Source organism: Labrenzia sp. C1B70 (assembly GCF_000475395.1).
GTDB lineage: Bacteria > Pseudomonadota > Alphaproteobacteria > Rhizobiales > Stappiaceae > Roseibium > Roseibium algicola.
Map to the genome: position 1 here is coordinate 182029 of NZ_AXCE01000002.1, position 25140 is coordinate 207168.

The following is a 25140-nucleotide window of genomic DNA, read 5'->3' on the forward strand; positions in this document are numbered from 1 at the left end:
GTCAACGGGCTTTCCCTTCGCCAAGTGTTTTTGCAAGACCGCTTTCGAAGTCGATCTGCGGTCGCCAGTCCAGCAACCGCTCCGCCTTGGAAATGTCGAGGCTCTGCCGGAAGGCGAAGAGGCCGAGCGTATAGGGTGTCGCCAGAGGTTCGCCGGCGCCAGGCATAAGCAGACTTGCCGTCTCCAGAAGCCTGGCCACCAGGACAGCCGGGGCCAGGGAGCGGTTCTGCCAGCGAACCGGAATGCCCTTGGCGGCACAGACACGCTCGACAATGAAACGCACCGGCAAAGGTTCGCCTCCGGAAATGTTGAACGTCTCGCCTTCGCATTCCGGAGAGGCTTCAAGGGCCGTCTCGACGGCTGAGAGCAGATCATCGACATGGGTCAGGTCGATGGAGGCAGCTCCATTCCGGAAAACCGGCAAGGGCCGCTTCCGGGCTGTGGCGAGCAAACGCGGCAGGAGTGTCGTGTCCCCCGCACCATAAAGGCCGCGTGGACGCAGGTTGATCGGGCCAAGGTCGGGGCGGGTCAGTACCAGCCGTTCGGCCTCGGCCTTTGTCGCCGCATAAGCGTTGATGGGCGGCGGCAGCAGCGCGTCTTCCCGGACGTTCTCCTTGTCCTTCATCTCGAAATAGACGGTGGGCGAGGAAATGTTGACGAACCGTCGCACGCCAAGTTTTTCCGCAAGATCAAGCAGGTGTTTTGTCCCGGTGACATTCGCCGCCACGAAGGCGCTTCGTGGTCCCCAGGGCGCGGAGAGCGCCGCGCAATGCACTATGGCGTCGACCGGACCAAGAGGCGCGATCTGATCCTTGGCGCAGGGGTTGGAAAGATCCATGCGAACGACGTCGAAGCCCTCGGCCTCAAGGTGCTGACACTGCAACTCGCTGCGGCCGAGAGCGATCGGGTTGGAGCCTTTGGCGCGCAAATGACGGATCAGGGCTCCGCCCAGAAATCCCGTTGCTCCAGTGATCAGCAAGCGCCCCATGGTCAAACCTCAAGGGCCATGCCGCCGAAGGTCACACCGGCCGATGTCCCGAGCAACAGCACGCGCATGCCGGGCTCGATCCGGCCCTGGCGCCAGGCAATGTCGAGCGCGGTTGGCAGCGATGCTGCAATCTGGTTGCCGTGGGTGCAGCCGATGTCGACCACCCGGCTGCGCTCCATGCCGGTTTCCCGGATCATGTGCTCCAGCGCGAGCGGGCTTGCCTGGTGGGGAACGACGAGGTCGATATCCTGCCGGGCCCATCCGGCTTTCGACAGCAACTGGTCGACGAACTGCGGAAAGTGCTTGTGCGTGACACGGAAGAGGTCCTTGCCGTCCATGTGAAACACGGCATGCCGGGCGAAGGACTCTCGGTCCTTGTGAAAATCGAACCGTGTGCCTCCTGCCCCGATCTCGCATGCGGCGTAGGCGGAAGGGTAGGTTCGCAGCAGCGCGGCCGCAATGCCCGGGCCATCATCGCCTCCTGTCGTCAGGACGACTGCAGCCGCTCCGTCGCCGAACAGGGCGGCAACATCGGGCTGGTCTTTCCAGGGCAGCGCGCGCGAGGCGATGTCCGCGGCAAACACCAGCACCGACGTTGCTTGCCCCAGCGCAAGTTTGTTGGCGGCAAGCTCGAAAGCGGTCAGGAAGGAAAGACAAGTCGCATTGACGTCGAAGGCCGCCGCCGTGCCATCGGCAAAACCCAGTCTCTGCATCACCAGTGGCGCGGTTGCCGGCAGGGTCTGGTAGGGAATTCCGCACGCACCGAGGACGAGATCGACGTCCCGAGGCGTTTGGCCTGCCTTTTCAAGCGCGGCTTGGCAAGCCGCAACCGCCAGATCTATCTGGCTTTCCTCTGCTGCGACAAACCGGCTTGAAACGCCGGACAGTTTTTGAAGATGTCCGGCAGGAAAGCCCAGCTGAAGATCGAGGGTTTCCGAGGTGACGGACTTTGCAGGCAAGGCATGTCCAGTGCCTGCAATTCTGACGGGAAGAATGGATGCGGCCTCCGTTTGCGCTCCGGTCCGGACCGGCTTCAGACAAGGATCTAAGTCACGGGCCGAGGACACGCAAGGAGGATGGGGCATAGGACCAGGCGGAGAAGCCGGAACCGGCTTGCCAGGAATAGGGGCCGCATTTCAAAACGCGGGCAGATTGCAGCCCCAGGACCCGGTCATGCCCTTTGAAACGCAGCCTGTGTTCCCGCGGAGCAAAGACGCTGATTGTGCGGTGTCACGCCGAACCTGTTTTGATAGGTGCGGATGAAATGCGAAGCGGATTCGTAGCCGCAGGCCAGGGCGATCTCAGACACGGACCGTTCGGTCTGCAGCAGAAGATTGCGGGCACGCGTGAGCTTCTGGTCTATGGCAAATCGTTTCGGCGACACCTTCAGGTGTTTCTGGAACAACCGCTCGAGCTGCCGGGTGGAAATGCCGATCTTGCGGGCGATCTCGGATGTCGGCAGGTAATAGGGCGCGCTTTCGTTCAGCAGACGAATTGCCTCGGCAATATGCGGGTTCCGGATTCCGTGCCGCGCCTGTAGCGAAATCTGCTGGGCCGCGTTGGCGGGCCGAACTCCGGAATAGACCATCATGTCCGCGATCGCCACCGCCAGGTCCGTACCGTGGGCTTCGCCGATCAGGTGCAGCATCATGTCGGTCGCCGCGGTGCCGCCGGATGCGGTGACGAAGGCCTCGTCCGTGACGAATACATTCTTGCACAACTGCACGTCCGGAAAGGTTTCCTCGAAACTATCGTGGAACGACCAGTGAATGGCTGCACGGCGGTCGTTCAACAGGCCAGCCTTGGCAAGAATGTAGGCGCCCGAACAGATAGCACCGATCTGGGTGCCCCGGGCACGCTCCCGCCGCAGGAAGCTCAGCACCTCCGGCGCAGCCCGGTCGCCGACATTCTGACCGGAGATCAGGAACAGGCTGGAGCGCGCGGGCAACGGACCGAGGCCCTGATCCACCAGCGTCACGGTTCCGTTGGAACAGACCGCCCTTTGACCATCGGGTGAAGCCAGTCGCCACCGGTAGATTTCCTCTCCCTGAAGCAGGTTGGCGATACGCAGCGGCTCCACCGCGCAGGCGAAGGCGATATGCGAAAAATCTTCAAGCAACAGGAAGGTGACGTCAGTGGTTCGGGACATGTCGCTTTTCTCCGGCCTCTGTCGCCTCTGGCCGATCGGGGCCTTTCGGGCGCATGTATTATTATTGTGTTGATATTGTACACATCATGTATACAAACGAGTCAACTGAATTCGGAATGGAGCGTCACATGCCCCCTGTACGCGGCACGGCAAAGTCGAATGCCTATGAGGATCTGAAACGCGCGATCCTGACGTTGGAGCGCAAGCCCGGCAGCCCGCTTGAAGAAACCGATCTGTGTGATCTCTACGGCCTCTCCCGGACCCCTTTGCGCGAGGTGCTGCAGCAGCTGGCGGGTGAAGGCTATGTCACGCTGCAGCTCAATCGGGGTGCGCGCGTTTCCGACATGACCCACTACACGCTGCGGGACTTTTTCCTTGCCGCACCGCTGATCTACAGCGCCGTGCTTCGGCTCGCCGCGCAGAACGCGACGCCGGCACAGATCGAGGAACTGCGTCAGGCTCAGAAAGAATTCCGGGCCGCCATGGCAAGTGGCGACGTGATTGAACGGGCACTTACAAACGACCGTTTCCACCGCATCACCGGCCACATGGCGGGCAACAGCTACCTGCTGGCGAGCCTTGACCGGTTGCTGATCGACCATACCCGGATCGGCATGACCTTCTTCCGCCCCAAGTCCGGTGCGAAGGAAGATCGCCTCGAGCTGGCCGGCCGCCAGCATGACGAGATGATCGAGGCGATCGAGCAGGGCGACGACAACCGCGCCGCGGAACTGGCGCTGGAGCACTGGGCTCTCTCGCGTGACCAGATCGAACTGTTTGTCATGCCTGAAGGCCTGGAAGCTCCGCTCGGCATCCCACCCAAACTCAAATCCGCATGAGGCAGACACCGCGATGACCCCAATCATGAAGTTCGAAGGCATCTACACGCCCGTGGTCACGCCCTATGACGGCGAAGGCAACGTGGTCTGGGATGCCCTGGCCGCTGTTGTCGACCATCTTGTCGACAGTGGTGTGCACGGCCTGATTTCCGGTGGATCAACGGGCGAAAACTATGCCCAGACCGTTGAGGAACGTCTCGAACTGGCGCGCTTTACCGCGCAAAAGCTTGCAGGCCGCCTGCCTCTGATCGTGGGAACGGGAACCATGAGGACACCGGATTCCATCGCGCTGGCGGAAGGGGCCGCGGAGATCGGGGCCGATGCTATTCTGGTGGCAACACCGCCCTACTCGGTGCCGACCGAGAGGGAAAACGCGCTCAATGTCCTGACCATCGACCGGGCCGCCGATCTTCCGATCATGCTCTATAACTATCCGGGCCGGATGGGGGTGAACATGGGCGAGGAATTCCTCGACCGGGTTGGCCGTTCGCGCAATGTCTGCGCCATCAAGGAAAGCTCTGGCGACATCAACCGCGTCCACCTTCTGGCGCGCGACTACCCGCACATCCAGATGTCCTGCGGCATGGACGATCAGGCGCTGGAGTTCTTCGCCTGGGGGGCACGCAGCTGGGTGTGCGCCGGCTCGAATTTCCTGCCCGAAGAACATGTTGCCCTTTACCGGGCCTGCGCCGTCGAAGGGGATTTCAGCAAGGGGCGGCGGATCATGTCGGCAATGATGCCGCTGATGCGCGTGCTGGAACAGGGCGGCAAGTTCATTCAATGCGTCAAGCACGGGGTGGAAATGAGCGGGCTCTATGCCGGTCCGCCGCGCCCGCCGTTGAAGGCACTCAACAAGGACGACAAGCGCCAGCTCGACCAGGTCGTCCGGGTTCTGAAATCCACCATTCAAGACATCACGGCGGGAGAATGATCATGACCGACCTTCTGACGCGCGAGGAATACAAGGCGCTCGCTGCCGGCCTGACCTTGCCGACAAATGCTTTCATCGACGGCTCTTACCGCCCGGCGGCATCGGGCAAGACCTTCGAGACGGTCAATCCCGCCACCGGCGAGACACTTGCCTCCGTGGCAGCCTGTGGTGCAGAGGATGTCGATTTCGCAGTGCTGAAGGCCCGGGAAGCCTTTGAGGACGGCCGGTGGTCGAAGCTGCATCCGTCGGACCGCAAGGACACGCTGATCCGCTTTGCCAAGCTCATCACCCGCAACCGGCGGGAGCTGGCCGTGATGGAGAGCCTCGACAGCGGCAAGACGATCTACGATTGCGAAACCGTGGATGTGCCGGAGACGATCCATTGCCTGAAATGGCACGCAGAGGCGATCGACAAGATCTACGATCAGGTCTCGCCCGCCTCCGATGATCACATCGCCATGATCGTGCGCGAACCGGTTGGCGTCGTCGGGCTGGTTCTGCCCTGGAACTTTCCGCTGCTGATGCTCGCGTGGAAAATCGGTCCGGCGCTGGCGGCAGGATGTTCGGTCATCGTCAAGCCGGCCGAAGAAACATCGCTCACCGCCCTGCGCATTGCGGAACTTGCCATGGAAGCCGGCATTCCGCGGGGTGTCTTCAATGTCGTTCCCGGCTCCGGTCCGGACGTCGGTGAACCGCTTGGCCGGCACATGGACGTCGACATGATCTCCTTCACCGGCTCGACGGAAACCGGCCGCCGGTTCCTGCGCTATGCCGCCGACAGCAACCTGAAGGAGGTCGTTCTGGAAATGGGCGGCAAGAACCCGAGCGTTGTCCTGAAGGACGCGGAAAATCTCGACCGGGTGGCTGCTCATGTCGTCAATGGCGCGTTCTGGAACATGGGCGAGAACTGTTCGGCAAGTTCCCGCCTGATCGTGGAAGAAGACATCAAGGAAGCGGTGCTGGAACGCATTCTGGCCCATGCGCGGGAATGGACGATGGGAGATCCCCTTGATCCGGAGCATCGTGTCGGTGCGCTCGTCTCCAGCGATCATTTCGCCAAGGTCAGTTCCTATCTGGACAAGGGCGCAAAGGTGTTGATGGGCGGCGGCAGCCGCGATGGCGCCTTCGTCGAACCGACCGTTCTGGAAACCGATCCGGTGTCCACCATTGCGCGGGAGGAAATTTTCGGTCCGGTCTTGAGCGTTCTGACCGTAAGAAGCTTCGATGAGGCTATCGCGCTGGCCAATGATACACAGTACGGCCTTGCCGCCTCGATCTTCACCGGCAACGCCAGAAAGGCGCTGCGTGGTGCCCGGGCGATCCGGGCCGGCACCGTGACCGTCAATTGCTTTGGCGAAGGCGACATCACCACGCCGTTCGGAGGGTTCAAACAGTCCGGTTTCGGCGGGCGGGACAACAGTTTGGCGGCACACGACCAGTACACCCAGCTGAAGACCATCTGGCTGGATCTGTCCGACGACGAGGACGAGGCCGTCGGATGACGAAACGGGCCGCCGACACTCTGCCGAACCTGCAAGGCCCGGCGGCCTGGAACACCATCCTGCCGAAGCAACAGCCCGCGCAGGTGCTGAGCGAACAGATCAGCGCGGATGTCACGATCATCGGCGCCGGTTTTGCCGGTCTGTCGGCGGCGCGGCGCCTGCTCCAGTCAGACCGAAATCTCAAGGTTGTCGTGCTCGACGCTTGCCGGGTTGCGGAAGGATCGGCCGGACGCAATTCCGGATTCATGATCGACCTGCCGCATGAACTGACATCGGAGGATTATGCCGGTAACGGTGACGACAAGTCTCTGATCGCCCTCAATCGAGAGGCAATCGACTTTGCGCGTGGCGCGGTCGAGGACTACGGGATCGACAGGAACTATTTTGATCCGGCAGGCAAGATCAACGGTGCGGCTAGCATCAAGGCCGATCATCATAACCGCAGTTATGCCGACCATCTGACGAGCCTCGGTGAAAAATATGAGCTGCTCGACCGCCAACAGATGGCGGACCTGACCGGAAGCAGACACTACGTTGGCGGACTTTATACCCCCGGTACGGTCATGCTGCAGCCTGCTGGATATATCCGCGGACTTGCCGCCGGACTTCGGCGGGAAGGCGTGCAGGTTTTCGAGCAAAGCCCGGTCCTGTCTTTCACCAGGGAAGGCGAAGGCTGGAAGGTGGAAACGCGATCCGGATCCGTTTCAACGGCAAAAGTCATCCTCACGGTCAATGGTCATCTGGAGAGTTTCGGTTTCGAACGAGACCGGCTGATGCAGCTGTTCCTGTTTGCCGTCATGACGCCCGAGCTCGACAGTGAGGCGTTGAAGAAACTTGGCGGCCAAAGCCGCTGGGGCATCACGCCATCTGATCCGATGGGGACGACCTTGCGCCGGATCGACGCCGGTCAGGGTGGAAACAGGATCGTTACGAGAACCTGCGCCGTCTTGAAACCCGACATGCGGCTGACACCGGCAAGCGTGGAACGTGCGGCCCGTGTCATGCAACGCAAGTTCGACCGGCGGTTTCCGCAGTTGGCAGGGTTGAAGATGGAATACAAGTGGGCAGGACACCTTTGCCTGTCGCTGAATGGTGTCGCGGTCATGCGAGAACTAGAGCAGGACGTGTTTTCCGGTTGCGTGCAAAATGGTCTCGGCACCGCACGCGGAACCCTGACCGGCATGGGCGCTGCTGATCTTGCGCTGGGACAGACCAGCAGCATCACCCGTCATTTCGGTGCTGAGGCCCGGCCGAAAAAACTGCCGCCACAGCCATTCCGGGAAATCGGCGCCAATGCCGTGCTGCGCTGGAAGGAATGGCGCGCGGCCGAGGAATGATCCCGGCCAGAGGCCGACCGGGTCAGTAGACCCATTCGAACATATAGCCCGAGATCAGTGACCCGGTAACGGCAAGCGCCAGGTAAAGCAGGAACGGGCTCAGTTTCAGCACGGGAAATATCGCAAGCGCTCCCCAGATGCTGACAACACCTCCTGAAACCAGAAACGCCATCGCCGCGCCGGGCGACATGCCGTTGTCGATGAGACCGCGGGTCAGCGGCAAGGCCGCATAACCGTCGATATAGGCCGGTGCGCCGACGAAGACGGCGGCGGGTATGGCCCACCAGGTGTTCGAGCCAAGATAGGCTGCCAGCGATCCCGGGGTCAGAGCTGCATTCAGCGCATATTCGGCAAAGAAGGCCGGGATCAGGCAGATCAGGATCAGCCGTGTCGTTGCCGCTGCCTGCCGCGCGAAGGCCTTGCGCCGGCTGCTGTTGCGCCAGACACGCGGTTCAAACGATGTCGCGCCGTCACAGCACCGCGCCATCAATTTCGCGGCGAGCCCACCAGACCGCAGCGCCGCTTCACCGCTTTGCTCACGCGTGAGCGCTGCTGTGACGGATCCGCCAAATACACCCAGAGCGAAGGCTGCCACGGTCTTGCCGACTGCAAAGGTAATGCCGAGGGTCGCCGCCGTAGTCGCCAGCATGGCCGGATCGGTAATTGGCGAGGACAGCCAGAACGCCATGACCGGGGCAAGGGGAACCCCAGCTGCCAGCAACCCGGCCATCAGAGGCAGGATCGTCACCCCGCAGACCGGCGTAATCGCCCCCATGGCAGACGCCACGAGGACCGCGCGCATGAGCCGTCCTTCAAACGCGCGGCCGATGATCCTGTCGGCACCGCTGGCCATGATCCAGGCCGTGAGGGCTATGCCCGGCACGACGAGCGGGGCAACTTGAAGGAGACCCTGTCCGGTGAACAGGATCCCCTGTTTGAAGAACTGCGGCCACAGCCAGACAAGCCCGGCGAGAAGGCCAGCTCCGGCTCCGGCGGCAATTTTTCGGGATCCAGAAAACGTGGCTGTTGCCGTCTGTCCTTCCATGAAGGCCTCCAGTGATTGACGGCTTCAGACTAGGCGTGATCTAAGTATTGGTGAAACGAATATCTTAAATGTCAGATATTGAAAAATTGGATGAACAATCTCGACAGTGAACTCCTCCGAACCTTTCTGGCGGTCGCCGGGACGGGCAGCGTCACTGAAGGTGCCCGCCTGATCGGCCGGTCACAATCGGCAACCAGTCTTCAGATCATGCGCCTTGAAGAGGTGATCGGGCGGGATCTGTTCGAGCGGACCGGCCGCGGTGTGACGCTGACGGAGACCGGGCAGCGCCTGATGCCGGTCGCAAGGGATGTGAAAGAACGGCTGGATGCCGTCCTGAGGGAAATCACCGCCGATGGTTTGCGCGGAAAGCTACGCCTCGGCATTCCTGACGATCATGGCCAGGCAAAGCTTGCGAAGATCCTGTCTGCCTTCGCACAATCGCACCCGCAGGTGGAGCTTGAGGTAACCTGTACGATCAGCACCGATTTCCCGGAACTGCTGTCCAGGGGAAAGATGGATCTTGCCGTCTACGAGGTTGAAACGATCGGCAGGAACGAAGAGGTGGTCTTCGAGGACCCGACCTGCTGGGTAATGTCGCGTTACCGGGATCTTCTGGCCGAAGAGCCGGTTCCGGTCGCCCTTTTCGACAGCGCCTGCTGGTGGCGTGAGGCGGCCCTCAAGTCGCTTGAGGCAAGAGGGAGGCCTTACCGGATTGCCTTTTCAAGCCAGAGCGTGTCGGGCGTAACGGCTGCCGTGGAAGCGGGTATTGCGATTGGGCTTCTGGGGCGGTCTACTCTCGCGGGCCACCTCAAGGTGCTTGGCAACGAGCATGGGTTTGCCTCGACACCCATGTCGAAACTTGTCATCGGCGTCGCAGCCAGCGCCAATCAGGATCTCGTCAGGACAATGAAGTCCGCTATTCGGCAGGCATTCTGAACCGCTCCAAGCCCTTCAGGGCAAGCTCAACCTGGTCATTCTGCCACCGTCGACCGTGTAGACCTGACCGGTGACAAAACCGCTTTCGTCCGCTGCCAGGAAAGCGACCAAGGCGGCAACTTCCTCCGGCTTGCCCGTCCGGCCAGCCGGGTGGATCTTGCCAATATCGCGCCGGAAGGCATCTGGATCCGGGGTCGCCTTGATGAATTCGAGATTGAGTTCCGTATCGATCCAGCCTGGCGCAACCGCGTTGCAGCGGACGCCGTCCTTGCCGTGATCGACCGCAACGGCGCGCGTCAGGCCGTGAAGCCCGGCCTTGGAGGCGGAATAGGCAGCATGCAGCGGATTGCAGCCGATGCCTTCGATGGAGCCGACATTGACGACGCTTCCGCGTGTCTGGCGCAAATGCGGCAAGGCATATTTGATCATCAGGAAAGGCGCGGTCAGATTGACCGCCAACGAGTGCTGCCAGTCGGCGAGCGACATGTCTTCGATCGCCGCTTCCTGCATCAGGCCGGCATTGTTGACGAGCACATCCAGCCTGCCGCCTTTCGTTACCACGTCTTCGATAATGCGGGCAGGGGCTTCCATGTCGGCAAAATCCGCCTGGACATGCTCAAACTCCGGATCCTCGCCGCGCTGGGCCGTGAAGACCCTGGCACCTTCATTTTGCAAGCGCCGGGCAATCGCACGACCAATGCCACTTCGCCCGCCCGTGACGAGGGCAATCTTCCCTTCGAACCGCATCATGACACCGGTTTTCCGCCGTTGACCTCAACCAGCGAACCACACATGTAGCGCGCGGCATCGGAGGCAAGAAACAGAACGACGTCCGCGATATCATCCGGCCGCGCCACCCGGCCAAGCGGAACGGTCCTGCCGAGTTCGGCAATCGCCGTTGCGGGGTCAAAGCCGCGCTTTTCGAACCCGGTCCGCAGCATCGGTGTGTCGACCTCGTTCGGGCAGACGGCATTGATGTGGATGCCCTGGTGGGCATGGTCCCGGCCCATGCACTGGGTCAGCGAAGCGATCGCCGCCTTGGTCATGCAATAGACAGCGTGGTTCGGGCCCGGGTGAACACCCCAGCAAGAGGCGATGTTGACGATGGCCCCACCTCCGGCCTCCGCCAGCAACGGGATACCCGCCCGGCAGATACGGAAAGGAGCTTCGACATTGACCCCGACCGACAGCGCCCAGTCTTGATCGGTGGTCTCGGTCACGGGACCACGGGTAATGACGCCGGCGTTGTTGATGATGATGTCGAGGCCGCCAAGTGCCTTGGCCGCCGTGCGGGGCAGTGCGTCTGCATAAGCCGGGTCGAGCAGGTTTCCCGAAATCCGGACTTCCGCAGCAACGGCATCGCAATTCCGGTCGGCTGCGGCCACGCGTGCCCCTTCTGCCCGCAGCATGTCGGAGATGACTTTGCCGATCCCGCCGGCGGCGCCCGTCACGAGGGCACGTTTGCCTTTAAAGCGCATATCGGCCTCCAGATCAGAAAGTAGCTATCGCCGTGCCGAACAGGGTCTCATCCGGTTCGACACCAAGGCCCGGGCCTTGTGGCAGGGCAATGTGACCGTCCCGGATGCGCACGCCTTCGCCGATGGAATAACTGCCCTCGATCATGGGCTGCGCAAGCCAGACCCCTTCCAGCAGAGACGGCTTCACCGTGGCAGCTACATGGGTACAGGCGGCGGCGATGATGTCGCCGCCCCAGGCATCGTCGCAGGTATGCGGCAGCGAGACGGCTTCGCAGATATCCCGGAACGCAGCCATCTGCTGCAGTCCGCCGATCCGGGTCACTTTCATGCCGAATCCATCGACCAGTCCGCGCCCGGCGGCACGGATGACCGTTGCCAGGTCGACACCGTTCTCGTCCATGTAAAGTCCATGGTGGATCTGCGGCCTGATCTTCTCCAGGTCCTCGATCCGGTTGCAGGGCTGCTCCAGAATGAACGGAATATCCGGGCATTCGCGACTGACGCGCAGCGCGTCTCGTGTGGTCCAGCCTCGGTTGCCGTCGACCGCAAGACGCATGCCGGATCCGGCGATCTTGTCCCAGACCCTGCGGATCGTCTCGATATCGCGCTCGACGTCCTTCCCGCTCATCTTGATCTGCAGGCGCGGGTAGCCTTCGTCCCGTTTTTCCGCGGCAATGCTGGCGATCTCTTCGGGAGCACCGACACCGGTTGCGTAATAAGAGGGAACGCGTTCAGCCGCGACACCACCGAGAAGGTCGGCAACCCTAAGACCAAGATGTTTGCCGAGCAGGTCATGAACGGCAATGTCGATTGCAGCCTTTGCGTAGTTGTGCCCGTTGAGCTGGCCGTTCATGAGACGGCTGATCGTCAGGGGCCGAACGTCCTGGCCAATCAGCGCAGGGGCGATCTGCTGCAGTGCCGCCTGCGCTCCACCGGAATGCGCTTCGGCGTAAGTCGGGCCGACAGGGCAGGTTTCCCCCCAGCCGGTAAGCCCGTTGTCCGCGGTCAGCTTGACCAGGGTGGTCTGGAGAGACCAGACCTCGGCGTTTGCCATCTTGTAGGGGCCGCCCTTGACCGGCAGGTCATGGCGGAAGATCTCGACAGACTTGATTTTCATGAACCGCCTCGCAGGGCAGAAGAGAAAGCACGGGCAGCCCGGTTTTTGGCCGGTACCGCGGTTCAATAGTCCTGGTTCAGCGCATCTGCCGCCGGGATTTCACGCTCGCGCCGCGCGATGTAGTCGAGAAGGGCCTCGTTTTTGGCGGTCTCGAGAGAAGGCTCCTGATACTCGGACAGAAGCTTGCGGGCGATGCCAAGCGCCCGTTCCGTGATCTCCACTTCTCCCTCGGCCTTCCATTGCTCGATGGAATTGTTGTCGAAGGTCTCCGGCATGAAGAACGCCCGCTGGAAATTCTCCTGGGTGTGCGGGTGCCCCAAGTAGTGGCCTCCGGGGCCGACGTCGCGAATGGCGGCAAGGCCTTCGTCGAAATCATCCCAGCGCGGGCCCTCCGCCATGCGGTAGGCCATTGCGCATTGCTCGGCGTCGACAATGAACTTGGCAACCGAGCAATGCATCCCGGCCTCGTTCCAGCCGGCCGCGTGCCAGATGTAGTTGGCACCCGAATGGATAACGGCGCTCAGCGTTGCTGCGCTCTCATACCCGGCTTGCGCGTCAAAGGTCTTGGCACCGCCGAGCGAACCGGAAGTCCGCCAGGGCACATCGTAGAACCGCGCCATCTGCCCGATCATGAAGTTCATCAGGCTGATCTCGGGGGTGCCGGCCATCGGCGCACCGGATTTCATCGAGACCGTCGACAGATAATGCCCGTAAATCGCAGGTGCGCCCTTCCGGATCACCTGCGTGTAGGCAAGCGCGCTCAGGGCTTCCGCGTTGAGCTGGGCAACGGCGGGGACGACGCTTGCCGGGGTATTGGCTCCGCCAAGCACAAAGGGGGAGCAGAGCACGGGCTGGTTTCGTTTCGAAAAGGCCCGCATTGCGCCCAGCATGGTCTCGTCCCAAACCAGCGGAGAATTGCCGTTGCAGTTTCCTGTCGTGACCGGATGGGTCTCCAGATAGTCCTCACCGAACAGGATCGCGCACATTTCCATGACATCTTCGGCGTTCTTCGGGCTTGTCGTCATGCCCATGAAGGTCTTGTCCGAATGCTTGATCGAAGAATAGGTGATGCGCAGGTGCCGATGGCTGATGGGGTGGTCGTACGGCTCCACGATGTGGTGGGCGCTTGAATGCAGGGCCGGCAGCATGTGGCTGAGCTTGTGGAACATGGCCAGGTCCGCAAGCGTGGGATTGCGCCGCTGATTGTCGAGATCACGCAGAAATGGTGCCCCGGTCATCGGCACGAAGATCGAACGATCTCCTCCAAGCGGGACATTCTTTGCCGGATTGCGGGCATGATAGGTGAAGCTGGATGGGATCGAACTGATGAGCTCACGCACCAGCCCCCGGTCCAGGTAGACCCTCTCACCCTCGACCTTGGCACCGGCCCGCTTCCAGTCTGCAAGGGCAATCGGATCGCGAAAGACGATTCCAACCTCTTCCAGGATTGCCATGGAGGCATCGTCCAGCTTTCGGATCTGCTCTTCGTCCATGGGTTCGCACAGGGGAAGGGTGCGCCGCAGACCGGGCAGCATGGTATGGTCGGGAGCGGTGCGAATAGCCCGGCGGCCGGCACGGCCGCCGCTGCGGCTGCGTTGGGCAACACTCATCTTGTTCTCCGGTAATCGGTTATTTTGACAAGAAGAATGCGCCCGATTTACCGCCCGACAGTGCCGAAATACGAACTGGCACTGCATTTTCCGACATTGTTGGAGAATAATCGTTTTTCATCTAAAAGAATTATCTGAGATCTGTCTCAGTAGACCAGAATATACGCGCGTAGCATTTTCCGTGCCTGTCTGAAAATCAAAAATCATTCATAATAATGTTGCTGTGCACAATATCTGGGCAACCAGTCAACATTAAACATTTTAAATGAGGAATTTACCCATGGGGGTGGCCGAGCAGGGGCAGTTCGTGTTTTGCTATGTAAATGTCGCAAATGAGCATCATGGTTACAAAAAAACAACGGATGCTACGTTTGGGAAATTGGCAAGTGACTGTTTAAGAAGAACCGGAAGGGGAGACAGATGACGAAGTCCAAAGATGCCGAGATGCTCGAAAGGCTTGAAGCAGCGGCCCGCACGGGAGGGATCAGTAAACGTGATTTCCTTCGCTATTCCGTGCTGGCCGGACTGACAGCAAGCACCGCAACAGGCCTGTGGTCGACCGAGGCGAAAGCCCAGCCCAAGCAGGGCGGGACGTTCCGCTGGGGGATCCACGACGGCAACACCTCAGATTCTCACGATCCGGGCACCTATCTGACCCGCGTGATGATTTTCCTCGCCCACACGCACCGCAGCTACCTGACGATGATCATGGGCGACGGGTCGCTTGGGCCGGATCTTGCCGACAGCTGGGAAGCCAGCGAGGATGCGTCCGAATGGACCTTCAAGATCACTGAAAACGCCGAGTTCCACAGCGGCAGGAAACTGACGGCTGACGATGTCATCGCATCGCTGAACCACCACCGCGGCGACAAGACAACCTCCGCAGCCAAGGCGCTGCTGACGGATGTCACCGACATCACCAAGGATGGCGACTACACCGTTGTCGTGAAGCTGTCCGGCGGCAACGCCGACTTCCCATGGCTGATGACCGACTATCACATGGCGATCTGCCCGGCCAACGACGACGGCACGATCGACTGGCAGTCCGGCGACGGCACTGGTCCCTACAAGATCGACAACGGCGAGTTCGGCGTCCAGTTCAGCCTCAGCCGGCATGACGGCTGGCACCGTGAGGGCGCCTATTTCGACAAGGTCGAGCTGATCACCCTGAACGATCCGAACGCTCGCCAGACGGCACTTGTGACCGGCGATGTGGATGCGGTCTCGCTGATCGAGCTGAAGACCATGGGTCTGCTGCAGCGCAATCCGAACATCAAGATCCACAACATCCCGTCCGCGGGCGCGATCACGCTGCCGATGTTCTGTGACACGGCACCGTTCGACAATCCGGACGTGCGCAACGCGCTTAAGCTGGCCATGAACCGGGATGACATCATCGAGAAGATCACCTTCGGTGCTGCCACCAAGGGCAATGACTTCCACCATTCGCCGGCCCAGCCTTACTGGCCGGACGACATCCCGCAGCGTGATTACGATCCGGACCAGGCCAAGTCCCTGCTCAAGAAAGCGGGCGCGGAAGGTCTCACGGTCAGCCTCAGCACCGCGGACAGCGTCTATGCGGGTGCGGTCGACATGGCGGTACTTTATGCCGAACACGCCAAGGCGGCGGGTATCAACATCAATGTCGTGCGTGAACCGAACGACGGTTACTATTCCGACGTCTGGCTGAAGAAGCCGTTCTGTCTCGTGTCCTGGGGCGCGCGTCCGACACCTGATGTCATGTACACGCTGGCCTACAAGAACGATGCGGCCTGGAACGAGTCTCACTGGAAAAACCCGCGCTTCAACGAGCTTCTGCTTCAGGCCAAGGCCGAGTTGGACGACACCCGGCGCGCGGAAATGTACCGCGAGATGGCGATGCTGGCCCGGGACGATGGCGGCACCATCATCCCGTTCTTCAACAACTTCGTTTACGCCAACAGTGCGAAGGTGGGCACGCCCGAGAAACTGGCTGCCAGCTGGGAAAATGACGGCGCGCGTGCCGCCAGCCGCTGGTGGTTCGAGTCCTGATTGAGGGGTTAGGCGGCGGCTGAGGCCGCCGCCTGCAATTTGGCCCTGCCCCGGACGCGGGACGGGCCGACCTGGACGGACAGGGCTCCTGCCAACGCAAAGCAAAAAGAGCTGACAGGAACCTGCCCGATATGTGTCCGGCGGCGCTATGTGCCGTGCCGGGCTTTCCTATTCTGGAGGGACAAATGGGGGACATCCTACAGCTGGTCCTAAAGAGACTTGGCTTAGGTGCGATCACGCTACTAGTGGTCTCTATCCTGATCTTTTTTGCAGTTGAACTGCTGCCCGGCGATATTGCCCAGGCCGTTCTTGGACAGGGAGCAACGCCTGAAACTGTCGCCGCCCTGCGAGAGAAGCTCGGCCTCGACCAGCCCGCGATCCTGCGATATTTCCAATGGCTCGGCGGTGCACTCACCGGTGACTTCGGCGTCTCGCTCGTCTCTGGCGAGCGGGTCAGTGCTGCCATCAGCGACCGGTTCGTCAACACGCTTTTCCTGGCGACCTATGCGGCTGTCATCGCAGTGCCGGTTTCCATCGTTCTCGGCGTGATTGTCGCTCTCCTGCGCAATACCCTGTTCGACAGGGTCGCCAACGTGGTCACGCTGACATCGATTTCCTCTCCGGAATTCTTTCTCGGCTACATCCTCATTCTCTACCTGGCGGTCAAGACCAACTACTTCCCCGCCATTGCCAGCCTCAGCGCGGACATGAGCTTCGGGGATCTGTTGCATCGAACCTTCCTGCCGGCGCTGACCCTGGTGCTGGTGGTGACGGCGCACATGATGCGCATGACACGCGCGGCGATCATCAACCTTCTGGCCTCGCCCTACATCGAGATGGCGCGGCTGAAAGGCGTTCCGCCCTGGAAGGTGATCGTCAAACACGCTCTGCCCAACGCCTGGGCGCCGATCATCAACGTCGTCGCACTCAATCTCGCCTACCTCATTACCGGCGTGGTTCTGGTGGAAGTTGTCTTCGTCTATCCGGGCGTGGGCCAGCTTCTGGTGGACGCGGTTGCCAAACGCGATTTCCCGATCGTGCAGGCCTGCTGTCTGATCTTCGCGGCAACCTTCATCCTGCTGAACCTGGCAGCCGATGTGGGCGCGATCCTGACCAATCCGCGTTTGCGGCATCCGAAGTAAGGGCAGCGACATGAGCACATTCGTTATTGGCTACTATGCGCTGCTGATCGGGGCTTCCTGCCTGGCGGCCTATTTCAACAAGCGCAAGATCTTCATTCTTGTCTTTTCCCTGACGATGATCTCGTTCATCGCGGGGATCATCGGCGGCGCTCCGGCGCTGCGGTTCATCACTACGGCTGCCGGTCTTCTGGCACTGGCCGCCGGGACATCCTTCGCGTTCCGGGAGTTCCTGATCATCATCACGCCCGCCGGTGTCTCCAAGGAGTTGCGGACCGCACCTCTCACGGCCGCCTTCGGCATGTTCGTGATCTTCACCTACGCCATCGCCGGGGTCTTTGCCCCCGTGATTGCACCTTTCGGTGAAGCGCAGGTCATTTCGTCGGCCTTTGCACCGCCGGATGAAACCATGCTTCTGGGGGCCGACCAGCTCGGCCGCGACATGTTCAGCCGCATCATCTACGGCGCGCGCAACTCTGTCGGCCTCGCGCTGCTGGCAACCATGCTGGCCTTCTTCATGGGAGCATTTGCAGGCCTGCTTGCCGCCACCAAGGGCGGTTGGTTCGATCAGCTCATCGGCCGTGTCGCAGACGTCATCATGTCGGTACCGTCACTGATCTTCGCCCTGCTGATGCTCAGTATCTTCGGCACCAACCTTGTGGTGATCGTGATCGTCGTTGCCGTCATCTATTCGCCACGCGTCTTCCGCCTTACCCGGGCGGTTGCCGGCAACGTGGTGGTGATGGACTACATCGAAGCGGCCAAGCTGCGCGGCGAGGGCACCTGGTACCTTATCCGCCGGGAAATCCTGCCAAACTCGACAGCACCACTGATCGCCGAATTCGGTCTCGAATTCTGCTTCGTGTTCCTGCTGATCGCAGGCCTGTCGTTCCTTGGCCTCGGCATTCAGCCGCCGACCGCCGACTGGGGCTCCATGGTGCGTGAGAACGCGACACTGATTTCCTTTGGCGAAATGACGCCGCTGATCCCGGCGGCCGCCATTGCGCTTCTGACTGTCGCGGTGAATTTCGTCGTCGACTGGATGCTGTTCCGGTCTTCCGGCCTGAAGGAGGTTTGAGAATGGTGCCGAAAAAAGACGTACTGCTTCGGGTCACCGATCTCCGGATCGAGGGATACTCGGACGAAAAATGGGTCGAGATCGTTCATGGCGTCAATCTTACCCTGCACAAGGGGGAAGTGTTGGGGCTAATCGGAGAATCGGGTGCCGGCAAATCGACCATCGGCCTCGCCTCCATGGGCTTTGCCCGCGACGGCTGCCGGATTTCCGGCGGCTCGATCGAGTTCGACGGCATGGAACTGACGACGACGCCGGAGAGCGATCTCCGGGCGTTGCGCGGATCGCGCATCGCCTATGTCGCCCAGTCGGCTGCTGCCTCGTTCAATCCGGCACACCGGATTATCGACCAGCACACGGAAGCCCCGATCCAGTACCGCATTCAAAAGCGGGTCGAGGCGCAGGAAGACGCCATGGAGCTTTACGAGCGGCTGCGCCTTCCCAACCCGAACGAAATCGGCTTCCGCTATCCCCACCAGGTCTCTGGCGGCCAGTTGCAGCGCGCGATGACCGCCATGGCCATGGCATGCCGGCCGGATCTCATCATCTTCGATGAGCCGACCACCGCGCTGGACGTGACCACGCAGATCGAGGTTCTGGCGGCGATCCGGGACATTGTCGACCAGTTCAACACCGCGGCGATCTACATCACGCACGATCTGGCGGTGGTGGCGCAGATGGCCGACACCATCAAGGTGCTGCTCAAGGGCGAGGAAGTCGAAGAGGCGCCGACCGAGCAGATGCTCGGGTCTCCCAAGGAGGACTACACCAAGAGCCTTTGGGCCGTCCGCAGCTTCCAGCGGCCGCAGAAGCAGCGGCCGACCGAGGCAGGTGCCATTCCGATCGTTTCCGTGCAGGGAATTGATGCGGCTTACGGCAAGACCAAGGTGCTGGATGATGTCTCCTTCGACATCTATCCGGGCATGACGGTTGCGGTTGTCGGCGAATCCGGTTCCGGCAAGTCGACGACGGCGCGCTGCATCACCGGTCTGTTGCCGCCCACCAAGGGGCAGATCCTGTTCAAGGGCGAGCCGTTGCCGCCGCGCTATCAGGACCGCAGCAAGGATCAGCTTCGCCAGGCGCAGATGATCTACCAGATGGCCGATACCGCACTGAACCCGAAGATCAGGATCAGCGAGATCATCGGTCGTCCGGCCCAGTTCTATGGCGGGCTGCACGGCGCGAAACTGAAAAACCGTGTCGACGAGCTTTTGGACCTGATCGAGCTGGACCCGTCAAAATTCTACAATCGTTATCCGCCGGAACTTTCCGGCGGCCAGAAACAACGTGTCGGCATTGCCAGGGCCCTGGCGGCCGATCCGGCCTTCATCATCTGCGACGAGGTGACGAGCGCGCTCGACCAGCTCGTGGCGGAAGGTATCCTGAAGTTGCTCGATCGGCTGCAGCAGGAGTTCAACCTGGCCTACATGTTCATTACCCATGACCTGGCGACGGTGCGCTCCATCGCGGACGAGGTTGTGGTGATGCAGCGCGGCAAGGTGGTGGAGCAGGGGCCGAAGGACGAGATGTTCACGCCGCCGCATCATCCCTACACGGATCTGCTTCTGTCTTCGGTTCCCGAAATGGATCCGAACTGGCTGACGACGCTTCTGGAAGAGCGCGGCACCGATGCCATTGGCGAAGCCGCCGACGTCTGATCGCAGGCGGTTTGCCTGCCTTGAAATGCAATCACCCCCGGAGGTCGCTCCGGGGGTGATTGAAACTCTGCCGACTTTTCGTCAGGCGTGCGGGATCAGCCGACCATCAGGTAGCCGGAAAGAGCCATCGCACCCACGATAACGGCGTAAACGCCAACAAGCGCCGGCCAGGAGCCGCTCTGTGCCTTGTATTCGCGAATGAGATCGTCCCGGGTCATGCCGACCTCCAGAATTTGCCCAACTCTTGAGCGGGCTGGTGAATATTTGATCTGCCGGACAAATACGGGAGGAAAGTTAAGATTTCAATGAGTGAAAGCACGAATCTCCCTCCTATTTTTGCATAACTGTTCTGCGTTCCATTCACGTAAAGCATAGCAACTCGGTGAAACCGGGAGATTGCGGCTCAACCGGCTGACCGGCTGTAGCAAGAAAGACGCCTCGGGCCCTTGCAAGGTCCTGCATGGAGACGGTATCCGTCACGCCGACAGCGAAGCTGGAACGCCTTGTGGCGAACCGGCCGGTCCGGACAACCGGGCAACCGGAAATCGCTCCCAATCACCTGTCCGCGCGGCCCGAACCGGTCGCAGGCAAAGATGGCGACGGAACCAGATGATCGAGACACCCTACTATCTGATCGACAAGGCGAAGCTGCTCCGCAACATGGAGAAGATCGCCTACGTTCGAGAGCGGTCTGGCGCAAAGGCCCTGCTGGCGCTCAAGTGCTTTGCCACCTGGTGTGTTTTCGACTTCATGCGCGAGTACATGGACGGCACCACTTCGTCGTCGCTGAACGAAGTCCGGCTGGGGCATGAGCGCTTCGGCAAGGAAACCCACGCCTATTCCGTGGCCTATGCCGACTACGAGATCGATGAAGTGATCTCCCATGCCGACAAGATCATCTTCAATTCCATCAGCCAGCTGGAACGGTTCGCGGACAAATCCGCAAGCATCGTGCGCGGGCTGCGTCTCAACCCGATGGTCAGCTCCTCCAGTTTCGACCTTGCCGACCCGGCCCGGCCTTTCTCCCGCCTCGGAGAATGGGACGTCGCCAAGATTGAAAAGGTCATGGACCGGATCAGCGGTTTCATGATCCATAACAACTGCGAAAATGCCGATTTTACGCTGTTTGACCGCATGCTTGGCGATATCGAGGAAAAGTTCGGCGGGCTTTTGAGCCGAGCGCAATGGGTGAGCCTTGGGGGCGGTATCCATTTCACGGGAGACGACTACCCACTCGACCTCTTCGCCGACCGCCTCAAGGCCTTCGCCGAAAAATACGGCGTTCAGGTCTACCTGGAACCGGGCGAAGCCTCGATCACCCGGTCGACCACACTGGAGACGACGGTGCTGGACACGCTCTTCAACGGCAAGAACCTGGCCATCGTCGATGCGTCCATCGAAGCTCATATGCTCGATCTGCTGATTTACCGCGAGACCGCGAAGGTGACCCCCAACGAAGGGCCGCACAGCTACATGATCTGTGGCAAGTCCTGCCTTGCCGGCGACATATTCGGCGAGTTCAACTTCCCTGCCGAACTCAAGACCGGTGACCGGGTTTCCATTCAGGATGCGGCGGGTTACACGATGGTCAAGAAAAACTGGTTTAATGGCGTGAAAATGCCCGCGATTGCGGTCAAGGAAGTGGACGGAACAGTCCACGTTGCTCGTGAGTTTTCATACCAGGACTACGAGCAAAGTCTGTCTTGAGACTTGAACCCCGAACACCCCCAAGGTCCAAGGAAGGTATCTTTATCAAATGAAAAAGACTGTTCTCATCATCGGCGCCGGAGGTGTCGCTCAGGTGGTGGCGCATAAGTGCGCTCAGAACAATGATGTTCTCGGCGATATACATATCGCCTCGCGCACCAAATCCAAATGCGACGACATCATCGCAACCGTGCATGCCAAGAAGGCGCTGAAGCAGCCGGGTGTTCTGGAAGGACACGAACTCAACGCTCTGGACATTGCCGCCACCAGCGCGCTGATCCGCAAAACCGGTGCGCAGATCGTCATCAATGTCGGCACCGCCTTCCTGAACATGTCCGTCCTCAGCGCCTGTCTGGAGACGGGAGCGGCCTATATCGACACGGCCATTCACGAAGAGCCGGGCAAGATCTGCGAGACCCCGCCCTGGTATGGCAACTACGAATGGAAACGGGCCGAGGAATGCGCCGCCAAGGGCGTCACCGCCATTCTGGGCGCCGGTTTCGACCCGGGCGTCGTCAACGCCTATGCCCGCCTTGCCAAGGACGACTATCTCGACAAGGTGACCGAGGTCGATATCGTCGACATCAACGCCGGCAGCCACCAGCGCTATTTCGCCACAAACTTTGATCCGGAGATCAACTTCCGGGAGTTCACCGGCACGGTCTATTCCTGGCAGCAGGGCAAGTGGCAGGAAAACAAGATGTTCGAGATCGGCAAGGAATATGATCTGCCGGTGGTCGGTAAGCGCATGGCCTATCTGTGCGGCCACGACGAAGTGCATTCCCTGGCAAAGAACATGGACGGCGCGGACGTCCGGTTCTGGATGGGCTTCGGCGAGCACTACATCAACGTCTTCACCGTTCTGAAGAACATCGGCCTCCTGTCCGAGCAACCGGTCAAGACGGCGGAAGGACTGGAAGTCGTACCGCTGAAGGTGGTCAAGGCGTGTCTGCCGGATCCGTCTTCGCTGGCGCCTGAATACACCGGCAAGACATGCATCGGTGATTTCGTGAAGGGCACGAAGGACGGCAAGGAGCACGAGGTGTTCATCTACAATGTTGCCGACCACAAGGAAGCCTATGAGGAAGTCGGCAGTCAGGGCATTTCCTACACTGCCGGCGTTCCGCCGGTCGCGGCCGCCATGCTGATCGCCACCGGCGAATGGGACGTGAAGAAGATGGCCAACGTGGAAGAACTGCCGCCGCATCCCTTCCTCAGCATCCTCAATCGCATCGGCCTGCCGACCCGCATCAAGGACGCCAACGGCGACCGCGCCCTGGAGTTCTAGGTCCAGGCCTTTTCCAACTGATCAACCTGCGCAGCCCCGGTTACCACCGGGGCTGTTTGCGTTTCAGTCGACAGCAAACGGACTGCAAAGTGCCCTCAGGCCTCGCCCACGAACAAAAAGCCGTTCTTTCGCAAATAATCCTTCAGCCAGCCAGCCAGCCAGCCAGCCAGCCAGCCAGCCTGTCTGCCCAGCCGGTCGTCTGAGCGCCCGATTTGGTCGCTTTGAAAATCAGGTCGGGAAGGGTGTTCACAGAAAGGCAAAAACGCCCATCGCAGCGAGCCAATGCCCAATGGCAGATTACGATACTGAAAGTCAGGAGAATTGGCGCACCCGACAGGATTCGAACCTGTGACCTCTGCCTTCGGAGGGCAGCGCTCTATCCAGCTGAGCTACGGGTGCTCTTCGCGCGCGCATTGGCTGCGCGGCGGATAGAGGGGTCTGATACAAGATCCGGCGATCCGGGGCAATCGCTTTCTGAAATTTTGGACAAGATATCGGCGGGGTTATCGGGGCTGGATGAACGCCGGGTTATCTGCGCAGCTGCCGGTGGTTTTTGGGTGCTCGAGCCTGGCCGGTTAGGGAGAAACTGGCCGGACAGAGTAGGGCGGGTAGCGTTTGATCCGGGAGCGCGAGGAAAAAATGGCCGCAGAGGTGATAGGGCGGCGGGGTTTGTGCGTAGGAAGGCCAGGACTGGAAAAAACAGAGCCCCATGACCGAGACCAACCACTGCCGTTCGCTTGTACTTGTGCTGGGAGACCAGCTGAGCCTTGACCTGTCCAGCCTGAAGCGGGCCGATCCGGCCCACGACAGGGTGCTGATGGTCGAGGTGATGGTGGAGGCCACTTATGTGCGCCATCACAAGAAGAAGATTGCCTTCCTGTTTTCCGCCATGCGCCACTTCGCCGAAGAGCTGAAGGAAGCCGGCTGGACGGTGGATTACGTCAAGCTGGATGACCCTGCCAACAGCGGCAGCTTCAAGGGCGAGGTGAAGCGCACCTGCGAACGCCTGCGGCCACAGCGGATGGTGGTTACCGAACCCGGCGAGTGGCGGGTCTTGGAGGACATGCGCTCCTGGTCCGACGCTTTCAGCCTGCCGGTGGAGATCCTGACCGACACGCGGTTCTTCTCAACGGTGGCGGATTTCCGGGCGTGGGCGGACGGACGCAAGCAATTGCGCATGGAATATTTCTACCGCGAGATGCGCCGTTCCACCGGCCTGCTGATGGACGGTGACAAGCCTGCGGGGGGCAAATGGAACTATGATGCGGACAATCGCAAGCCCGCGCAGCCGGACCTGTTCATGCCAGAGCCGAAACGCTTTAAGCCGGACGCAATCACGCAAGAGGTGCTGGACCTGGTCGCCAGTCGATTTTCCGGGCACATAGGCGATCTTGAGCCATTCTGGTTCGCAGTGACCCGCAAGGACGCGGAAGAGGCCTGTGAGCACTTCCTGGCCGACATGCTGGCCGATTTCGGAACCTATCAGGATGCCATGCTGAGCGGCCGGAAGTTTCTGTTCCACTCGGTCCTGTCGGCCTATCTGAATGCCGGCCTGCTGGATGCCAAGGTGCTGTGTGGGAAGGTGGAAGAGGCATGGAAAGCGGACAAGGTTCCGCTCAATGCCGCCGAAGGGTTCATCCGGCAGATCCTTGGCTGGCGGGAATATGTGCGCGGCATCTACTGGCTGAAGATGCCGGACTATGTCGACAGCAACGCACTTGGCGCCGACCGTCCGTTGCCCGATTTCTACTGGACCGGACAGACACGCATGCGCTGCCTGTCGGAAGCGATCGGCCAGACCTTGGAAGAAGCCTATGCCCACCACATTCAAAGACTGATGGTGACAGGCAATTTCGCCCTTCTGGCGGGCGTCAGGCCGAAGGAAGTGCATGAATGGTATCTGATGGTCTACGCCGACGCCTATGAATGGGTGGAAGCGCCCAACACCATCGGCATGAGCCAGTTTGCCGATGGTGGGCTCCTCGGCTCCAAACCCTATGTATCGAGCGGCAACTATATCGACCGGATGTCGGACTATTGCGGCGCATGCTCTTATGACGTGAAGCAGAAGACGGGGCCAAAGGCCTGTCCGTTCAATGCGCTTTACTGGGACTTTCTGGACCGCAACAAGGAGGTGCTCAAGGGCAATCCGCGGCTCGGTCAGCCTTACGCGTCCTGGGACAGGATGGGGGCGGAAAAACAGCAGTTACTTAAGGAAAGTGCTGCGGACTTCCTGAAACGTCTGCTCGAGGGGGAGGAGGTCTGAAACTGGCGCGTCCGCGTAAGCAAAAAACAGAGGCTATCGAGGGC

The 25140-nt window shown here is 60.7% G+C and carries 21 protein-coding genes and 1 tRNA gene; 12 read left to right on the forward strand and 10 right to left on the reverse strand.

The features are described 5' to 3' along the window. Position 1: 1 nt before the first annotated feature. From Q666_RS35535 to Q666_RS35545, 3 genes are all read right to left on the reverse strand, one after another. Complete coding sequence (locus Q666_RS35535) at positions 2-988, reverse strand: NAD(P)-dependent oxidoreductase (RefSeq protein WP_022999176.1); 987 nt, start codon at positions 986-988, stop codon at positions 2-4. Positions 989-990: 2 nt separating this feature from the next. Beyond that, the gene (locus Q666_RS35540; RefSeq protein ID WP_022999175.1) at positions 991-1947 is read right to left on the reverse strand and encodes a 3-oxoacyl-[acyl-carrier-protein] synthase III C-terminal domain-containing protein; all 957 of its coding nucleotides are present in this window, start codon (positions 1945-1947) and stop codon (positions 991-993) included. Between the two features lie 212 nt (positions 1948-2159). Next, a complete protein-coding gene (locus Q666_RS35545) occupies positions 2160-3137 on the reverse strand; it encodes a GlxA family transcriptional regulator (protein WP_022999174.1) in 978 nt (325 codons plus the stop codon). A gap of 128 nt (positions 3138-3265) precedes the next feature. Between Q666_RS35545 and Q666_RS35550 the strand changes: the two genes are divergently transcribed. From Q666_RS35550 to Q666_RS35565, 4 genes are read left to right on the forward strand one after another with little or no spacing between them, the layout of a single operon-like run. Continuing rightward, a complete protein-coding gene (locus tag Q666_RS35550) occupies positions 3266-3976 on the forward strand; it encodes a GntR family transcriptional regulator (RefSeq protein WP_031268723.1) in 711 nt (236 codons plus the stop codon). Positions 3977-4001: 25 nt separating this feature from the next. Further along, on the forward strand, positions 4002-4907 hold the full coding sequence (locus Q666_RS35555) for a dihydrodipicolinate synthase family protein (RefSeq protein WP_022999172.1): 906 nt from the start codon (positions 4002-4004) through the stop codon (positions 4905-4907). Positions 4908-4909: 2 nt separating this feature from the next. Further along, positions 4910-6409 (forward strand): aldehyde dehydrogenase, encoded by a 1500-nt coding sequence (locus Q666_RS35560; RefSeq protein WP_031268722.1) that lies wholly within the window; start codon positions 4910-4912, stop codon positions 6407-6409. Next, positions 6406-7746 carry an FAD-binding oxidoreductase gene (locus Q666_RS35565; RefSeq protein WP_022999170.1) on the forward strand — a complete coding sequence of 447 codons (1341 nt, stop codon included), beginning with the start codon at positions 6406-6408 and terminating at the stop codon, positions 7744-7746. Before Q666_RS35560 ends, Q666_RS35565 begins: the two co-directional genes overlap by 4 nt. Positions 7747-7768: 22 nt before the next feature. On the opposite strand, the gene Q666_RS35570 is transcribed toward Q666_RS35565, so the two are convergent. Then, the gene (locus Q666_RS35570; protein WP_022999169.1) at positions 7769-8791 is read right to left on the reverse strand and encodes a permease; all 1023 of its coding nucleotides are present in this window, start codon (positions 8789-8791) and stop codon (positions 7769-7771) included. A gap of 90 nt (positions 8792-8881) precedes the next feature. On the opposite strand from Q666_RS35570, the gene Q666_RS35575 reads away from it, so the two are divergent. Continuing rightward, on the forward strand, positions 8882-9727 hold the full coding sequence (locus tag Q666_RS35575) for a LysR substrate-binding domain-containing protein (RefSeq protein WP_022999168.1): 846 nt from the start codon (positions 8882-8884) through the stop codon (positions 9725-9727). A 15-nt stretch (positions 9728-9742) separates the two neighbouring features. On the opposite strand, the gene Q666_RS35580 is transcribed toward Q666_RS35575, so the two are convergent. From Q666_RS35580 to Q666_RS35595, 4 genes are all read right to left on the reverse strand, one after another. Beyond that, the gene (locus tag Q666_RS35580; protein WP_022999167.1) at positions 9743-10477 is read right to left on the reverse strand and encodes an SDR family oxidoreductase; all 735 of its coding nucleotides are present in this window, start codon (positions 10475-10477) and stop codon (positions 9743-9745) included. Next, entirely contained in the window at positions 10474-11205 is a 732-nt protein-coding gene (locus Q666_RS35585; RefSeq protein ID WP_022999166.1) for an SDR family oxidoreductase, read from the reverse strand. Before Q666_RS35585 ends, Q666_RS35580 begins: the two co-directional genes overlap by 4 nt. A gap of 13 nt (positions 11206-11218) precedes the next feature. After that, positions 11219-12322, reverse strand: coding sequence for an enolase C-terminal domain-like protein (locus Q666_RS35590; protein ID WP_022999165.1), 1104 nt, complete (start codon positions 12320-12322; stop codon positions 11219-11221). A 62-nt stretch (positions 12323-12384) separates the two neighbouring features. Then, positions 12385-13932 (reverse strand): trimethylamine methyltransferase family protein, encoded by a 1548-nt coding sequence (locus Q666_RS35595; protein ID WP_022999164.1) that lies wholly within the window; start codon positions 13930-13932, stop codon positions 12385-12387. 420 nt (positions 13933-14352) lie between these two features. Between Q666_RS35595 and Q666_RS35600 the strand changes: the two genes are divergently transcribed. From Q666_RS35600 to Q666_RS35615, 4 genes are all read left to right on the forward strand, one after another. Further along, positions 14353-15963, forward strand: coding sequence for an ABC transporter substrate-binding protein (locus Q666_RS35600; protein ID WP_022999163.1), 1611 nt, complete (start codon positions 14353-14355; stop codon positions 15961-15963). 185 nt (positions 15964-16148) lie between these two features. Further along, entirely contained in the window at positions 16149-17105 is a 957-nt protein-coding gene (locus tag Q666_RS35605; RefSeq protein ID WP_031268720.1) for an ABC transporter permease, read from the forward strand. A 10-nt stretch (positions 17106-17115) separates the two neighbouring features. Then, positions 17116-18180: an ABC transporter permease gene (locus tag Q666_RS35610; protein WP_022999161.1), complete on the forward strand. Its 1065-nt coding sequence runs from the start codon at positions 17116-17118 to the stop codon at positions 18178-18180. Positions 18181-18182: 2 nt separating this feature from the next. Continuing rightward, on the forward strand, positions 18183-19835 hold the full coding sequence (locus Q666_RS35615; protein ID WP_022999160.1) for an ABC transporter ATP-binding protein: 1653 nt from the start codon (positions 18183-18185) through the stop codon (positions 19833-19835). 95 nt (positions 19836-19930) lie between these two features. Here the strand turns inward: Q666_RS35615 and Q666_RS66665 are convergent, their stop codons facing one another. Next, positions 19931-20053: a hypothetical protein gene (locus Q666_RS66665; protein ID WP_022999159.1), complete on the reverse strand. Its 123-nt coding sequence runs from the start codon at positions 20051-20053 to the stop codon at positions 19931-19933. Between the two features lie 391 nt (positions 20054-20444). On the opposite strand from Q666_RS66665, the gene nspC reads away from it, so the two are divergent. Together nspC and Q666_RS35625 are read left to right on the forward strand one after the other, a co-directional pair. Next, on the forward strand, positions 20445-21542 hold the full coding sequence (gene nspC / locus Q666_RS35620; protein WP_022999157.1) for a carboxynorspermidine decarboxylase: 1098 nt from the start codon (positions 20445-20447) through the stop codon (positions 21540-21542). Positions 21543-21591: 49 nt separating this feature from the next. Beyond that, positions 21592-22830 carry a saccharopine dehydrogenase family protein gene (locus Q666_RS35625; protein WP_022999156.1) on the forward strand — a complete coding sequence of 413 codons (1239 nt, stop codon included), beginning with the start codon at positions 21592-21594 and terminating at the stop codon, positions 22828-22830. Positions 22831-23152: 322 nt separating this feature from the next. On the opposite strand, the gene Q666_RS35630 is transcribed toward Q666_RS35625, so the two are convergent. After that, positions 23153-23229: transfer RNA gene (locus tag Q666_RS35630), tRNA-Arg, on the reverse strand. A gap of 310 nt (positions 23230-23539) precedes the next feature. Between Q666_RS35630 and Q666_RS35635 the strand changes: the two genes are divergently transcribed. Beyond that, positions 23540-25096 carry a cryptochrome/photolyase family protein gene (locus Q666_RS35635; RefSeq protein ID WP_022999154.1) on the forward strand — a complete coding sequence of 519 codons (1557 nt, stop codon included), beginning with the start codon at positions 23540-23542 and terminating at the stop codon, positions 25094-25096. Positions 25097-25140: the final 44 nt, after the last annotated feature.